The following is a 14,141-nucleotide window of genomic DNA, read 5'->3' on the forward strand; positions in this document are numbered from 1 at the left end:
GGGAAGAAGACCCCTCACGAGTTCTGGCCAGCGACAGGCAGCATCACCCGCATCTGCGACGGCAGGCGCTCACCCCACCGGTGGTAGGGCACCAGCGGCACCTGGGCGGTGGTCGTCGTGGCGGCGACGGAAGGGGCGCTGCCGTAGGCAGGAAGGCCGCCGGAGGCGACCGTTCCGTCACCCAGACGCAGCGTCACCGAGGCGCCGTCCGCCTCGGCCAGCACGGGCTCGGACGCGAGGATCGAGGCGTCCTCGAAGCTCGCCCCCTCCGGTAGATCGGTCGATTCGAGGCACAGCACCAAGGGGCCACGCTCGACTGCCACGGTGCCGCGCATCGCGTCGATGCGGCGGTCCGGCCATGTGAGACGGGGCGCCACGTCCAGGGACAGCGTCACCACGTCCCCGACGCTCACGGCACCCGCATCCCACCAGCCAGGCTCGGGCGTCGCCTCGCCGCGCGGGCCGGCGGCAACGGCGCCACGCGACCACGACGGGATACGGAGCCGCAGGCCGGCTCCAGTCGGGGGTGCCTCATCGATGACGACCCGCACCGTCCCGTCGTCCGGGTACCGCGTCTCGACATGGAAGCCGAGGCGCCCACCATCGACCGCTATGTTCCACTCGCCAGCCTCATAGAGCACGAGGGACACGACGTCGCCTTCGGCGTACGCGGAGTAGGTGTGAAGCGACGCGAAGGTCCGGGCGACGTTCGTGGGGCAGCACGACACATCGAACCACGGTGCGCGCACGCCGCCTTCGGCACGGTGATTCACACCCCCACCCGAGTACTCTCCGCCGGCGACGCGCACGTGGAGCGGGTTCGCATAGAAGAACGCGGTGCCATCCTCGTCGGGCGCGGCGGCCACCACGTTGTACAGGGTGCGTTCCATCAGGTCCGCGTACCGCGGATCACCAGTGGCGAGCAGCAGCCGCCACGCGAGCATCGTCGACGCGACGCCCGCGCACGTCTCGCAATAGGCACGATCCGGCGGCAGCTCCCAGTCCTCGCCGAAGCCCTCGTCCTGATGCCGTGAGCCCATCCCGCCCGTCAGATACGTGCGACGCTCGACGGTGCGAGCCCACTGGGCCTCGAGCGTGCCGAGCAGTTCCGCGTCTTCCGAGTCGACGGCGACGTCCACCGCCCCCGACGCGAGGTACAGCGCACGGACGGCGTGGCCCCTGAACGCGGTCGCCTCCCGGATGGGGGTGTCGTCCTGGAAGTACTCGGCTGACAGCAACGGACGCACAGGAAGGACGCCGTGTCCGCGACGGTCGAGGAAGATCCTTGCCTGCTCCAGATAGCGCTGCTCCCCCGTCGCGCGAGAGAGCTCCGCGAGTCCCACCTCGATCTCAGGGTGGCCGCAGAGCGACTCGCGTGAGCCGGGCCCGAACTCGCGGCACACATGATCGGCTGCGCGCCGGGCGACAGCGACCAGCAGGTCGTCGTGCCCGGTGCGCAGCCTCGCCACCGCGGCCTGGAGGAGATGTCCGACGTTGTACAGCTCATGCCCCATGGACATGTCGGAGTATCGCGGTGGCAGCCCGGGGTGCCCGAAGGCCGTGCTGAGGTATCCGTCATCGTCCTGTGCTGCGGCGACCCGTGCGACGAGTGCCTCGTAGCGGGCGCGGAGCTCGGCATCGTCGGCCCGTCCAAGCTCCCACGCGATGCCCTCGAGCATCTTGTAGACCTCGGAGTCCGAGAACTGCCAGCCGGCCCGTTCGGTGGTCTCCGCGCCGCGTGCGACACGGTCGAAGTTCTCCAGCCACCCGAGCCGCTCCATCCACGACTCGCAGTGCGCGATCGTGGCCTGCGCGTTGACGCGCTGGCGGCGGCCCCAGAACCCTTGCGGACTCCACGAGACGTCCCGGATCCCGACGCCACGTCTGGCGCCCTTGGCAGGGACGACGGGGCACGCGGAGGACGCAGCGGGCTGGCCGGCGACGACGATCGGAGCCGGTGTTGAGAAGGTCATGTTCTAGTCCTTCACTGCACCCGCGGTGACACCCGCGGCAACGTACCTCTGTGCGAAGACCAGGAGCACGGCTGCGGGCACCGACGCGACGACGGCGGTGGCCATGATCGCGTTCCACTGGGTGGTGTTGTTGCCGATGTAGGCGTAGATGGAGAGGGTGACGGGGACGAATTCCGCGTTGCGCGCGAGCGTCGACGCGAAGATGAAGTCCGACCACGCCCACAGGAACGCGAAGAGCGCGACCGTGATGGCGGAGTTCCGGCTGATGGGCATCACGACCGAGCGGAAGGTGCGCCACGCACCGGCGCCATCGACCCTCGCAGCCTGCAGCAGCTCACGCGGGATGCCGCTCATGAAGGCAGTGAAGAGCAGCACGCCGAACGGCACGGCGACCGTGGAGTCTGCGAGGATCAGGCCGGGCAGGGAGTTGAGGAGGCCCAGGCGGACGTAGATCGCGTAGAAGCCCATGGACATCACGACGGCGGGGATCATCTGCGCGACGAGGAGGATGAAGTTGAGGGTCTTCCCACCGCGCATCTTCAGCAGCGCGATGGCGTACGCGGCGGGTGCCGCCAGGGCGATGGTGAGGATGACGCAGCCGAGCCCCACGACAAGGCTCACCCCGAGCGCGGGGAGCTGCTGCTCGGCGACGGCCTGGTAGCCCTCGAGGGTCGGGTTCGTGGGGAACAGGTGCGGGGGGTTGGCGCGCAGGTCGCTGCGCTGCGTGAACGAGACGTTCACCATCCAGTACACCGGGAACAGCATCACGGCAGTGAAGAAGACTCCCAATGCGGTCTTCCACCAGGTGGAACGCTTCTTCGAGACGGCGGTGCGGGCCATGTCAGTGCTCCTCTCGGCTCTGCAGGCGGACGTAGAAGAGGCCGAACACCAGGGCGATCAGGATGAGCAGGTTTCCGATCGCGGAGGCAGGCGAGAATGCCGGCTGACCGGTGCCGAAGGCCTCGCGGTACGACCAGACGGAGAGGATCAGCGAGCTGTTCGCCGGTCCGCCCTTGGTCATGATCCAGATGATGTCGACGACCTTGAGCGTGTACACGAGCCCGAGCAGGATCGTGATGGCGGACACGGGGCGCAGCAGCGGGAACGTGACGCGCCAGAACGTCTTCCACGCACCCGCGCCGTCCAGGGACGCCGCCTCGTAGACGTCACCGGGGATGTTCTGCAGGCCCGAGTAGAGGATCACCAGGTTGAACGGGATCCCGAGCCAGATGTTCGCGATGATGACCGCGGTGAGCGACCATTCGGGCGACGTGAGCCAGTTGATGGGGTCCGCTCCGACGGCGACGAGGAATGCGTTGACGACACCCGAGTCGGAGTTCATCATCCACGCCCACGTCGAGGCGGAGACGATGAGCGGGAGGAGCCACGGCACCAGGAAGAGCGCGCGCAGCACGCCGGAGAGGCGGAAGTTGTGGCGAAAGAAGACGGCGAGGGCGAGCCCGATCGCGTACTGGAAGATGATCGACAGGCCGACGAACACCAAGGTGTTCCACAGTGCCGGCTTGAACAGGTTGGACGTGATGACGTCGACGTAGTTCTGGAGGCCCACGAACTCTGCGTTGCCCTGCACGAACGCCCGCACGTTGTAGTCGTGGACGGAGAGGTCCACGCTCCTCATGAGCGGGTATGCGTAGAACGCGATCAGGTAGATCACGAGCGGGGCCGCGAATCCTACGGCCGTCCAGGGGGAGCCGTGGATGGTGCGCTGCCAGGCGCGGCGCCGACGCGGGCTGGGTGCCCGCTCCTCTGTCTCGGCGACGGCAGCCAGGGCTGTGGTGGTCATGCGTGTACCTCGATGCTGCTGATGTGGTGCGTGTGGTGCGGTTCCGGCGGGAACGGGTGCGGGGCTGGAGAGGTGCCCCGCACCCGTCGGTCAGCCGAGCGTCACTCGCCGGTGGCTGCGACGGCGGCGTCCTGGGCCGCGTCGAGGGCGTCCTGCGCGGACATCGCGCCGGACATCGCAGCCTGGACTGCGGTCCAGAGCTGCTCGGAGATCAGCGGGTAGTCGGTGCCGAGGTTGTCGCTGGTGCGACCCTTGGCGGCCTTCACCGCGTCCACCCAGACCTGCAGCTCGGGGTGCTCGTCGAGGAATGCGGCCTGCGCCTCGGCCGTCGGCGGGATGTAGTACGCGAAGGTGTCGGCCGTCTGGACGAACCCGTCGGTGGTGGTCATGCACTCGACGATCTGACGGGTCACGTCGTAGCGCGAGGTGTCGGACTGCACGGGCGCGATGATGAACTCGCCGCCGGTGGGAGCTGGAGCAGCCCCGCCGTCGATGGCGGGCAGCGTGATGAACCCGGTGTTGAAGTCGGCTGCCATGGCGGCGTTGACCTGCCAGGTGCCGTTCTCGACGAAGCCGGTCTTGCCGTCCAGGAACTCCTCCCAGGCGGTGTTCTGAGAGTTCTGGATGGCGGACTGGGGGGCGTAGCCCTCGTTCAGCCAGTCGACCCACAGCTGGAGGGCCTCGACGGCCGCAGGCGAGTTGAGCTCGGTGAGGTCCGCTCCTGCGCCCCAGAACCACGGCAGGAACTGGAACGAGCCCTCCTCGGTGCCGACACCGGCGAACGTGATCGCCTTGTTACCGGTGTCCGCGATCTTGGCGAGCGCCGCGTTCAGGGAGTCCCAGTCGGTGATCGATGCGGGGTCGACGCCTGCCGCGTCGAGGATGTCCTTGTTGTAGTAGAGCGCCAGGGTGTTCGCGCCGATCGGGATGCCGTAGGTGTCGCCGTCGAGCACACCTGCTGCGAGGAGGTTCGAATCGATCGCGGAGGTGTCGAGGCCCAGCTCATCGGTGGTGGTGAGCGCGCCGGTCGACGCGAGCGTCGACACGGCTGGGTTGTCGAGCAGCGCGATGTCGGGCGAGGTACCCTCCTGCGCGGACAGCAGCAGCTGGTTGGTGAGCGCGGTCGTGTCGTACGCGGTGCGCTGGATGGTCACGCCCGCCTCGTCGCCGCACTGCTGCACGCGGTTGGCCCAATCCGAGCCCTCCGTGTGCTGGGGGTACGGGTCCCACCAGGTGTAGGTGCCGCCCGCGGCGGCGCCCGAGCCGGAAGCGGAGGCGTCGTCGCCACTGCCGGATGAGCAGCCGGCGAGCGCGCCGACTGCGATGGCGGCGGTCGCGAGCACGACCGTGGATCGCTTGTGGTTGTACTTCATCGTTCCTCCTTGAACGTTGACCCGCTGGGGATGCGGGAGCTGCGTGCCCCGTCAGACGGCTGGCGGTGCCGCCATGGAGCCCCGGTCGTGAATCTCCGGGGCGATCAGCTCGACAGTGTGAGGCGCTGCCGCGTCGATGCGGCCCTCGATGCGGTCGACCAGCTGCTGGACAGCGTGCCTACCGAGCCGGTCTGCGGCGCTGTCGATCGCCGAGAACGGAAGTGAGAAGGTGCGGGCGAAGACGTCCGAGTACCGGCCGATGACCGACAGGTCGTGGGGGACGGACAGGCCTCGCTCCTGCAGGACGGCGGGGAGGGCCGCAGCCGCTCCCTCGTTGTTCAGCAACAACGCCGTCGCATGCGGGTGGGCGTCGAGGAACCGGTGCAGGTCCTCGCCGATGCCGGGCTGGCTGGATGCGGCGAAGTAGTGGTGCAGGTCGACGCCGAGCTCATCGGCCTTGGCCTTGGCCGTGTCGGCGAGCCTCCACACGTAGGCGCCGCCGCGGCGGACGACGTCCTCGGGCTGGGAGACGAGGATCATCTCCCGGTGGCCGAGCCCGTGCATGTGCTCCACCATGAGGCGACCGGAGGCCTCGAAGTCCAGGTCGAACACGTCGACGCCGTGAGTGTCGCCCGGGAGGCCGACGAGCGTGCCGGGGCGGTGGACGGAGCGGAGGGGCTCGAGCCTGTCGTCCTCCTCGGCCACGTTGAGGAGCACGAAGCCGTCGACCATCTGGGAGCCCGAGAGGCGGCGGATCGCTCCGGGGCCGTCCTCGTCGGACACGAGGAGGGTGTCGTAGCCGAGCTCCCGCGCGGTATCGGTGACGCCCTTGATGTACTCGAGCATGGCGGGGGCGAACTCGTCCTCGACGAAGCGTGCGAACAGGGCGAGCACCTGGGTCTGCGAGGTGCGGAGCGCACGGGCTCCGGCGTTGGGCGTGTAGCCGAGCTGCTCGACTGCGGCGAGCACCCGATCGGTGACCTCCGGGGAGATGGGTCGCTTGCCGCTGAGGGCGTACGACGCGGTGCTGCGGGACACGCCCGCAGCCTTCGCCACATCTCCGATGGTGACCACTGTTCGCCTCAGCTCCCTTGCTGTCGACAATCGTCGAATCCATTCGATTCAACGTCGACGACTCTATGTCGAATGGATTCGACGCTGCAACCGCAATCCGGCGCCGTTACCGAATCGTGATGCACCGGCGATGGTTCGCGGACCCCGGAGCACACATCTGGATTCCGCTATCGCCCCTGATATTCATGAGTGTGAACCCCCGGCGACCGCCTGTAGGCGGGGCGTGCAGGGTTCCGGTGCGTCGGACGACGCGAACGGATCGCCCTGATGGGCTACTGCCCCTGGGAAGGGCAGTGGTGCGACACCGTCCTGGTGGAGCGTCGCCGCGCGGACTGACCCATCGGCGGCAGCGCCGCATGGAGATCTGATGAAGTTTCGCGGCACCCCCTGCCGCGCGCACCTCGAGCCTGGCACACTCCCCCACAGGGAGGGCATCACATGAGGATCCACGTCATCGCGATCGCGCTGATCGGCACGCTCACGCTCGCCGGATGCGGCGGTGTCGGCAGCCTGAGGGACGAGGCCGGGGACGCCGCCTCGAGCGCCGCGCATGCCGCAGCGTCGGCCGTCGCGTCGGCAGCGGCGACGCCGGGCCCGCTGGCCTCGGTGGCGGCACAGGCGTCGGCCACACCCCACCCCAGTGTGTCCGCGAGCGCCGTGGCTGCTCAGGTGCGCACGAACGCACCGAGCGGTGACGGCTCGGTCAGCTTCACGATGACCGTGCCGCGCGCCGCGACGCTCACAGTTGCGGCGACCGTGGACTGTGCCGTCGACGGCCGCATCTACTCCGCATCGACGGATGCCGGCGGGGACAACGCGGCGATCGCGTTCGACCTGACGGCCGCGCGCTACACCGGCGCAGGCGACTACACCTTCGCCGGGTCGCTCACGGTCACCGCCGGTGGGCAGACCACGTCGACCCCTCTCGTCGCCTACGGAAGCATCGGCTCTGACCTGTCCGGGAGCATCGTCGCCGACAACGACCAGCTGCAGGCCACACTGTCCTGGACCTGCGGTTGACGCCGCCTCGGCGCGACGGAGCCAGCCGCCAGGCGGCGGCCGTCAGTGCGCCTCCTCGACGGCGCGCGAGTCGGTGAGCGTCAGCGCTCCCACGCCCGCGATCAGCCCGACCACCAAGGCGAGCACCAGGTAGATCACGCTGGCACCGTGCAGGAACGATGCGACGAGCGCGTCGCTCCAGGCACCGACGGGCAGCGCGGTGGTCACGAGCACGGCGATCAGGGTGCCGACCACCGCGGTGCCGACGCTCGAGCCGACCTCCTGCGCCGTGTCGTTGAGCGCAGCGCCGAGCGACGTGCGGTTCTCCGGCATCGCGTCCACCAGCGCGACGGCTCCGATCGTCATGACCGTGCGCAAGCCGATCGTGAACACGACCATCGACGCGGCGATCGCCGGATATCCGTGCTCGACGCTCCACGCCAGCGTTCCCAGTCCCGCGGTCAGCAGCCCGGCGCCGACGAGAGTGGCCGCGCGGTGGCCGTACCGGCGCGCGAGCCCTTCGGACAGCGGTGACGCGAGCAGCATGGTGGCGATCAGGGGCAGGTTCGCGAGGCCGGCCTTGACGGGGCTCCAGCCGTACGCGTATTGGAACAGCAGGATCAGCCCGAACATCACGCCTGCCATGGCGATCGAGGTGCCCACCTGAGCGAGGCTCGCTCCCCGGACGGTGCGGTCGCGAAACACCGCCAGGTCGAGCATGGGCTGCGCGACGCGCTTCTCGCGCGCCACGAACCCGACGAGCGCGAGGACGGCCCCGACGGCGACCGTGACGGTGAGCGGAGCCCGCCAGCCATGTTCGACGCCGCTCGTGAGGCTGTAACAGGCAAGACCGATCGTGGCGATGCTGAGCGCGGACCCCACGAGGTCAAGACGGTCGTGCGTGAGGCCCTCAGGATCGTCGCCTGCCACCCCGAGCCGCACTCCGATCCACGCGATCAGGGCGATGGGGGCGTTGACCAGCAGCAGCCACCGCCAGTCGACGTGCGCGAGCGCCGTGCCCCCGAGCAGCGGGCCCAGGATGAAACCGCTCATGCCGACCGCGATCATGAGGGTCATCGCCTCGCGGCGCAGCGACTCGTCATCGAAGAGCCTGAAGACCAGCGAGTTCGTGATGGGGGCCATGGCGGCTGCGGCGATGCCGAGCGCCGCGCGCAGGGCGATCAGGCCGGCGGCCGATTCGACGAGCAGGACGCCCAGGCTGATCAGCCCGAACGCGGCGAGGCCGATCTGCAGGACGCGGCGCCGGCCGAAGCGATCGGCCACGGATCCCGCGGTGAGCAGCAGTCCCCCGAAGGTGAGCGAGTAGGCGCCAGTCACCCACTGCAAGGCGGTGGTGCTGGCCCCGAGGTCGCGGCCGATCGTGGGTAGTGCGATTGACAGCAGCGTGTTGTCGGTCATCTCGACGAAGAAGGCCAGGCAGAGTGCTGCGAGCGGGATCGCTGCCGCACGGAGCGACGTGTAGGTGCGAGGCCTGAGGGCCTCGAGGGTGGTGGAGCTCATGGGCGCCTCCTTGAATCGAACGTTGTTCGGTTGTCGAACACTGTTCGAGAGAATAGAACAGTGTTCGACAACACGCAAGATGTGATGAGATGAAGCCATGGCCGACGACTCGAAGCGCACCCGCACCCGCGCCACGCATTCGCTCGAGGCCGTCATCTCGGAGGCCGTCGCACTGCTCGACGAATCCGGGGAGCAGGCCCTCACCTTCCGCGCCCTCGCTGCTCGGCTCGGAGGCGGACCGGCAAGCGTCTACTGGTACGTGTCCAGCAAGGACGAGCTCCTCGACCGCGCGAGCGACCACGTCCTCGCCGACGTCCTCGCGGCGACGGAGGACCTCCAAGGCTCCGACCCGATCGACGATGCGCGCACCGTGGCCGTCACCCTGTTCGACACGATCATCGTCCGCCCTTGGCTCGCCGCCTACTTCATGCGAGACGCCGAGCAGCAGCCGAACGCGCTCCGGCTCTTCGACCGCCTCGGGCGTCAGGTCATGCGGCTCGGCTTGACCGCGCACGACACCTTCGACGCCGTGTCCGCGATCATCGGCTTCGTCATCGGCACCGCAGCAGACCTCAGCCAGCAGCCGCCGCAGACGGTGCGCGACGGAAGCCTCTCTCTCGATCAGCACCTGCAGGAAGCAGTCGCCCGTTGGCGCGCGCTCGACCCGCACGAGTTCCCCTTCATCCACTTCATCCTCGACGAGTTCGCCACCCACGACGACGCCACCCAGTTCCGGGCGGGTCTCGACCTCCTGCTCGACGGGATCCGCCAACGCGCCGAGGCCGGCTGACGGTCCGCCGGCTGCCATATCCGCAGCACTCCCTCAGGCGACCGTCAGCACTCCCCCAGCCGCAGGTCAGGCCGGCCTGATGGGGTGGGCGACATGAAGCGTCGCTCCCTGCTGATCACATCCGCCGTCGCGGCATGCCTCCTCGCGCTCACCGTCACGGCCGACGCCGCGGGCCGGCAGCGCATCGACGCCCGGCTCGCGGACGCACCGTCCCCGTACCCTCTTCGATTCACCGGCGGCTCCGCGTTGCTCGCACTCGCCACGGGCCGGATGGCCGTCACGGCATCGCTGACGGCCGACGATGTATCCTCCCTGATATCGAGCCGCCTGCCCGCCGCAGGGGCAGTCGAGCTCACAGACGACGCGATCGGGGTGCACATCACCATCGGGCGTCAGGACGGGGTCGCGTGGGCGACCCTCACTCCGTCATCGGACGGCATCGTCGTGGCCGTGGACTCCGTGGAGATCGCCGGCTTCGAGATCGACCCTTCGATGCTCATGGGCGACGACACGTCGGTCACCGTGGATCCGCCGATCGGCGACTGTCCTGGCACGACGGTCACGGGAGTCGACGTCAGCCCTGCCGGCGTGGACATAGGAATCGCCGTCGACCAGTCGGCGCTGAGCTGCCTCGCACAGCCGGCGTGACCCGTCACCCGTCCGTCGGGACGGCCGTGACCGACTTGAGCAGCGGCACCAGCACCTGATCGACGATCTCGTCGACCGCGTCGCTGCCCACATCGCCTCCCTCGAACACGAAGTAGTGGCGCAGCAGCGCGACGATGCTTCCCGCGACGCGAGGCGGCACGGGCGCAGCACCGAGCTCGCCGCGCGCACGCGCTGAGGCGAACACCTCGTCGAGCATGCCGTTCGCGAACTCGAGCGTGACCCGCGCCACGTGTGCGACCGTGGCGTCGTCCACCTCACCGATGACACCACGGAAGGTCTGCACGCGCCCCTTGCCGATCCTCGTCATGACGGAGCGCATGAACAGCACCAGGTCGTCGCGGAGCGGGCCGACGAAGGGTGGGCGCGGCATCGAGAATCCACGGGCGATCACGGCGTCGATGACCATCTGCGCGCGCGAGTCGTAGCGACGATAGACCACCGGCTTGCTGGTGCCGGCACGCCGGGCGACCCCCTCGAACGTGACGCCCGCGTACCCACGTTCGTCGAGCTCCTCGCGCACGGCGTCGCGGATGGCATCCTCGAGCTCTTCCGCACGTCGTCGCCGGGCCGGGCTCTCACTCATCCGTGCTCCTCCTGCGCTGATCCGTCGGTGCGGGTTGACACTACGCCACCTCGTTTGGCTACGATACGTTTCGTATCTTATTGAACCGTATCCCCAGGAGCGACCATGTCCGACCACTCCCCCTCCGCAGCGACCAGCTGGCGCCCGGTCATCGGCCTCGCACTCGGCCTCGCGCTGCTGCTCAGCACCATGCTGATCGCCTTCGGCCTCCCGGCGGTGAAGAGCGGACCCCACGGCATCCCGATCGCGATCGTCGCCCCCGATGCGGTCGCCACCCAGATCACCGGAGCCCTCGAAGACGCCCAGCCAGGCGGCTTCGACGTCACGGCCGCCGCCTCCCGAGACGCCGCCGACCAGCTGATCCGCGACCGCGAGGTGTACGGCGCGTTCATCGTGGGCGCCGACGGCCTCACTGTCGACATCGCATCCGCCGCCAGCCCCACCGTCGCCACCCTGCTGACCACGATCGGCACCAATGCCGCAACCCAGTTGGGCGCGACGGCCACGGTCGACGACATCGTCCCGACCACCACCGAGGACCCCCGCGGCATCGGCCTGTCCGCAGGCGCCCTGCCGATCGCGCTCGGCGGGTTCATCGCCGGTGTCGCCACCACCCTGCTCCTGTCCGGCACCGCCCGCCGCCTCACCGCCATGGCGACGTTCGCCGTGGTCGCAGGCCTGCTCATGATGACGATCCTGCACTTCTGGTTCGGGTCCCTGTCAGGCAGCTTCTGGCTGACGGCCGCCGCGGCGACGCTCGGCATCCTCGCCACCGGCATGACGGTGCTCGGCATCGAGAGCCTGCTCGGCAGGCCCGGCATCGCGGTCGCCGCACTTCTCATCGTGTTCCTCGGCAACCCGCTGTCCGGCCTGACCTCCGCCCCCGAGATGCTCCCCACGCCCTGGGGCGCGATCGGCCAGCTGCTCCCGCCCGGCGCCACCGGCACCCTGCTGCGCAACGTCGGATTCTTCGACGGCGCGGCCACGCTCAAGCCGGTGCTCGTGCTGCTCGCCTGGCTCGTGCTCGGGACCGCGCTCCTGGTCCTCTCGCAGGTCCGCTCCCGCTACAAGCCCGCGATCGAGCTGGTTCCGACCCGCTGAGGTCAGCGCGCGAGGCCGATGCACAGGGGCTTTCCACAGCCACCCGCCAGGCCGACGCTTGTTGCGGCATGATCGTGCCGAGCGTCCCGCGGGGGCCGCACAGCGCGTTCGGAGTCCCCCGTAGCAGAAGGCACGTAGTTGACCATCACGACACGGACGATCTCCGCAGCAACCATCACTGCACTCGCTATCGCGTTCTCGGGACCAGCGCAGGCGGCGGACCAGGACACCGCGATCGACACCGTGAACGGCATCGCTCCCGAGGTGTTCACCGACTCCGCTGACCTCGACTACGTGGATCACGGCGACTCGTTGGTGGACCAGGTGGTCGCCGGAGTCGGGATCGATGTCCCTCGTGACGCGGGCGACGGTGCGGTCACCTTCGACAACAACAACGACACCTCGACCGTGCCCGTCGTCAAGGACGACGGCTCGGTACAGGTCCTCACGACCATCGAAGGCACCGACGCACCCACCCGATTCGACTACGACCTCACGCTCCCCGCAGGCGCCACGCTCTCCCTCGACGAATACGGCGGCGCATACGTCCTCGCTGCGGACGGAGTGACCCTCGTCACCGCCGTGGCCGCTGCCTGGGCCGAGGACGCGAACGGCAACCCGATCCCGACGCACTACGAGGTGTCGGGATCGTCGCTCACGCAGGTGGTCGAACACCGGGCGAACAGCACCGCCTACCCCGTGGTGGCCGGCATCCTGGTGGTCGGCGCATCCGCGGTGTGGTTCTGCAATGCTGCGGGACGCGGGATCAACATCAACGTGTTCTGGTCAGGATGGGTCACATGCACGTCTCGTTGAGCTGGTTCCGGCACGGATGGGGCCTCGCGCTCGTCGCCGCAGCGCTGCTCGCGGTGTTCGCGGCTGCGGCAGCCCTCCTTGATGACACCGTGTACCGAGTGGCGATCATGTGCGTCTGGACCGTCGCCGTCACCATTGCCGTGGTCCGATCCACGATAGCGTCGCGCGCACGCAACCCGGACTGATGCTGCCTCGGCGCAGGCATGTCGCCAACACGTCAGCCTCCCTCGCGCTCTAACGCATGCGACCGGCGGCGCGTGCCCGTGCAACCGCGTCCGCCAGAGCCGCGAGCGCCGCGTCCACGTCCCCGTCGGTGGTGGTCCAGCCGAGGCTGAACCTCACGGCGGAACGAGACTCCTCCGGCGAGTGACCCATGGCCTGCAGGACGTGGCTGCGCTCGACGACGCCTGCGGTGCACGCGGAGCCCGACGACACGGCGACGCCCGCAGCATCCAAGAGCATCAGCATCGCCTCCGACGACGCCCCCGGGACGACGGCGTGGACCACGTGGGCCGAGCACCCGTCGGCCGCCCCGCGGACGACCGCGTCGGGCACCGCATCCCTGATCCCTGTGGCCAGGCGGTCGCCGAGGGCCTCGACGCGGCGCCGCTCGAGGTCACGTTCCGCGACCACCTGCTCAAGCGCGGCCGCGAAGGCGGCGGCACCTGCGGCGTCGACGGTGCCGGAGCGCAGCTTGCGCTCCTGGCCTCCGCCATGGAGCAAAGGCGCGAGGGGTGCGTCACGCCTCGCGAGCAGCGCCCCGACGCCCACGGGACCCCCGATCTTGTGGGCCGACACCGCCATCGTCGTCAGGCCCGAGGCACCGAAGTCGACCTGCTCGTAGCCGACGGCCTGCACGGCGTCGCAGTGCATCGGCACGCGCGCGACGGCGGCCGCCGCCGCGAGCTCGGCGACCGGCTGGACCGCACCGACCTCGTTGTTCACCCACATCGCCGTGGCGAGCGCCGCACCCGGCAGGGCCGCCGTGAACGCATCGACGTCCACAGCGCCCGCCGAGTCCACACCCACCTCGACCAGCTCCGCACCCTCGCGATCGGCCAGCCACCTCGCCGGGTCCAGGACTGCGTGATGCTCCACCGCCGTCGTCACGATCCGTCCGGCACCGCCGCGACCCCACCACAACCCCTTCAGCGCCAGGTTGTCCGCCTCGGTGCCTCCGCTCAGCAGGATCACCTCCGCGGCATCGGCCCCGAGCGCGGCCCCGATCCGCTCCCGCGCGTCCTCGACCACGGCGCGCACGCGTCGTCCCTCACCGTGGAGCGAGGACGGATTGCCGGTGAGGTCGGCCGCGGCAAGCCAGGCCTCGCGCGCGGCGGGCCGCAGCGGCGTGGTGGCGGCGTGGTCCAGATAGTGCACACGGGAACCCTACGTCGTGCCAGGCCGCAAGCGATCGTCAGCGAACCGTCAGGTGCGCGGG

General features: G+C 69.5%; 14 protein-coding genes and 1 pseudogene. 7 read left to right on the forward strand and 8 right to left on the reverse strand.

The window, feature by feature from the left end:
* Positions 1–14: 14 nt before the first annotated feature.
* From RN607_RS10250 to RN607_RS10270, 5 genes are all read right to left on the reverse strand, one after another.
* The gene (locus RN607_RS10250; RefSeq protein ID WP_313496882.1) at positions 15–1,973 is read right to left on the reverse strand and encodes a glycoside hydrolase family 127 protein; all 1,959 of its coding nucleotides are present in this window, start codon (positions 1,971–1,973) and stop codon (positions 15–17) included.
* A gap of 3 nt (positions 1,974–1,976) precedes the next feature.
* On the reverse strand, positions 1,977–2,813 hold the full coding sequence (locus RN607_RS10255; protein ID WP_313496883.1) for a carbohydrate ABC transporter permease: 837 nt from the start codon (positions 2,811–2,813) through the stop codon (positions 1,977–1,979).
* Position 2,814: 1 nt separating this feature from the next.
* Positions 2,815–3,777 carry a carbohydrate ABC transporter permease gene (locus RN607_RS10260; protein ID WP_313542427.1) on the reverse strand — a complete coding sequence of 321 codons (963 nt, stop codon included), beginning with the start codon at positions 3,775–3,777 and terminating at the stop codon, positions 2,815–2,817.
* Between the two features lie 101 nt (positions 3,778–3,878).
* Positions 3,879–5,150 carry a sugar ABC transporter substrate-binding protein gene (locus RN607_RS10265; protein ID WP_313542430.1) on the reverse strand — a complete coding sequence of 424 codons (1,272 nt, stop codon included), beginning with the start codon at positions 5,148–5,150 and terminating at the stop codon, positions 3,879–3,881.
* A 51-nt stretch (positions 5,151–5,201) separates the two neighbouring features.
* On the reverse strand, positions 5,202–6,188 hold the full coding sequence (locus tag RN607_RS10270) for a LacI family DNA-binding transcriptional regulator (protein ID WP_313542432.1): 987 nt from the start codon (positions 6,186–6,188) through the stop codon (positions 5,202–5,204).
* A gap of 258 nt (positions 6,189–6,446) precedes the next feature.
* On the opposite strand from RN607_RS10270, the pseudogene RN607_RS10275 reads away from it, so the two are divergent.
* Both RN607_RS10275 and RN607_RS10280 read left to right on the forward strand, forming a co-directional pair.
* A pseudogene (locus RN607_RS10275) lies at positions 6,447–6,560 on the forward strand (GNAT family N-acetyltransferase); the annotation flags it as partial.
* A 102-nt stretch (positions 6,561–6,662) separates the two neighbouring features.
* Positions 6,663–7,244 (forward strand): hypothetical protein, encoded by a 582-nt coding sequence (locus RN607_RS10280; protein WP_313542434.1) that lies wholly within the window; start codon positions 6,663–6,665, stop codon positions 7,242–7,244.
* A gap of 42 nt (positions 7,245–7,286) precedes the next feature.
* On the opposite strand, the gene RN607_RS10285 is transcribed toward RN607_RS10280, so the two are convergent.
* Entirely contained in the window at positions 7,287–8,744 is a 1,458-nt protein-coding gene (locus RN607_RS10285) for an MFS transporter (protein ID WP_313542436.1), read from the reverse strand.
* Positions 8,745–8,841: 97 nt separating this feature from the next.
* On the opposite strand from RN607_RS10285, the gene RN607_RS10290 reads away from it, so the two are divergent.
* Both RN607_RS10290 and RN607_RS10295 read left to right on the forward strand, forming a co-directional pair.
* Positions 8,842–9,534 (forward strand): TetR/AcrR family transcriptional regulator, encoded by a 693-nt coding sequence (locus tag RN607_RS10290; RefSeq protein ID WP_313542438.1) that lies wholly within the window; start codon positions 8,842–8,844, stop codon positions 9,532–9,534.
* 93 nt (positions 9,535–9,627) lie between these two features.
* On the forward strand, positions 9,628–10,182 hold the full coding sequence (locus tag RN607_RS10295) for a hypothetical protein (protein WP_313542440.1): 555 nt from the start codon (positions 9,628–9,630) through the stop codon (positions 10,180–10,182).
* Positions 10,183–10,186: 4 nt separating this feature from the next.
* Here RN607_RS10295 and RN607_RS10300 read toward each other — a convergent pair whose 3' ends face one another.
* Entirely contained in the window at positions 10,187–10,786 is a 600-nt protein-coding gene (locus RN607_RS10300) for a TetR/AcrR family transcriptional regulator (protein WP_313542442.1), read from the reverse strand.
* Positions 10,787–10,891: 105 nt separating this feature from the next.
* Between RN607_RS10300 and RN607_RS10305 the strand changes: the two genes are divergently transcribed.
* From RN607_RS10305 to RN607_RS10315, 3 genes are all read left to right on the forward strand, one after another.
* Positions 10,892–11,887: a hypothetical protein gene (locus RN607_RS10305; protein ID WP_313496899.1), complete on the forward strand. Its 996-nt coding sequence runs from the start codon at positions 10,892–10,894 to the stop codon at positions 11,885–11,887.
* A gap of 138 nt (positions 11,888–12,025) precedes the next feature.
* Complete coding sequence (locus tag RN607_RS10310; RefSeq protein ID WP_313542444.1) at positions 12,026–12,703, forward strand: hypothetical protein; 678 nt, start codon at positions 12,026–12,028, stop codon at positions 12,701–12,703.
* A complete protein-coding gene (locus RN607_RS10315) occupies positions 12,688–12,888 on the forward strand; it encodes a hypothetical protein (RefSeq protein WP_313542447.1) in 201 nt (66 codons plus the stop codon). The genes RN607_RS10310 and RN607_RS10315 overlap by 16 nt, the downstream gene beginning before the upstream one ends.
* Positions 12,889–12,937: 49 nt before the next feature.
* On the opposite strand, the gene RN607_RS10320 is transcribed toward RN607_RS10315, so the two are convergent.
* Positions 12,938–14,080, reverse strand: a complete 1,143-nt coding sequence (locus RN607_RS10320; RefSeq protein WP_313542449.1) for a cysteine desulfurase family protein — start codon at positions 14,078–14,080, stop codon at positions 12,938–12,940.
* Between the last annotated feature and the right edge of the window lie 61 nt (positions 14,081–14,141).

This window comes from Demequina capsici, assembly GCF_032102965.1.
GTDB lineage: Bacteria > Actinomycetota > Actinomycetes > Actinomycetales > Demequinaceae > Demequina > Demequina capsici.

Coding starts and splice junctions, on each gene's coding strand:
- RN607_RS10250 (WP_313496882.1), bottom strand. CDS start 1,973: ATGACCTTCTCAACACCGGCTCCGATCGTCGTCGCCGGCCAGCCCGCT.
- RN607_RS10255 (WP_313496883.1), bottom strand. CDS start 2,813: ATGGCCCGCACCGCCGTCTCGAAGAAGCGTTCCACCTGGTGGAAGACC.
- RN607_RS10260 (WP_313542427.1), bottom strand. CDS start 3,777: ATGACCACCACAGCCCTGGCTGCCGTCGCCGAGACAGAGGAGCGGGCA.
- RN607_RS10265 (WP_313542430.1), bottom strand. CDS start 5,150: ATGAAGTACAACCACAAGCGATCCACGGTCGTGCTCGCGACCGCCGCC.
- RN607_RS10280 (WP_313542434.1), top strand. CDS start 6,663: ATGAGGATCCACGTCATCGCGATCGCGCTGATCGGCACGCTCACGCTC.
- RN607_RS10285 (WP_313542436.1), bottom strand. CDS start 8,744: ATGAGCTCCACCACCCTCGAGGCCCTCAGGCCTCGCACCTACACGTCG.
- RN607_RS10290 (WP_313542438.1), top strand. CDS start 8,842: ATGGCCGACGACTCGAAGCGCACCCGCACCCGCGCCACGCATTCGCTC.
- RN607_RS10295 (WP_313542440.1), top strand. CDS start 9,628: ATGAAGCGTCGCTCCCTGCTGATCACATCCGCCGTCGCGGCATGCCTC.
- RN607_RS10300 (WP_313542442.1), bottom strand. CDS start 10,786: ATGAGTGAGAGCCCGGCCCGGCGACGACGTGCGGAAGAGCTCGAGGAT.
- RN607_RS10305 (WP_313496899.1), top strand. CDS start 10,892: ATGTCCGACCACTCCCCCTCCGCAGCGACCAGCTGGCGCCCGGTCATC.
- RN607_RS10315 (WP_313542447.1), top strand. CDS start 12,688: ATGCACGTCTCGTTGAGCTGGTTCCGGCACGGATGGGGCCTCGCGCTC.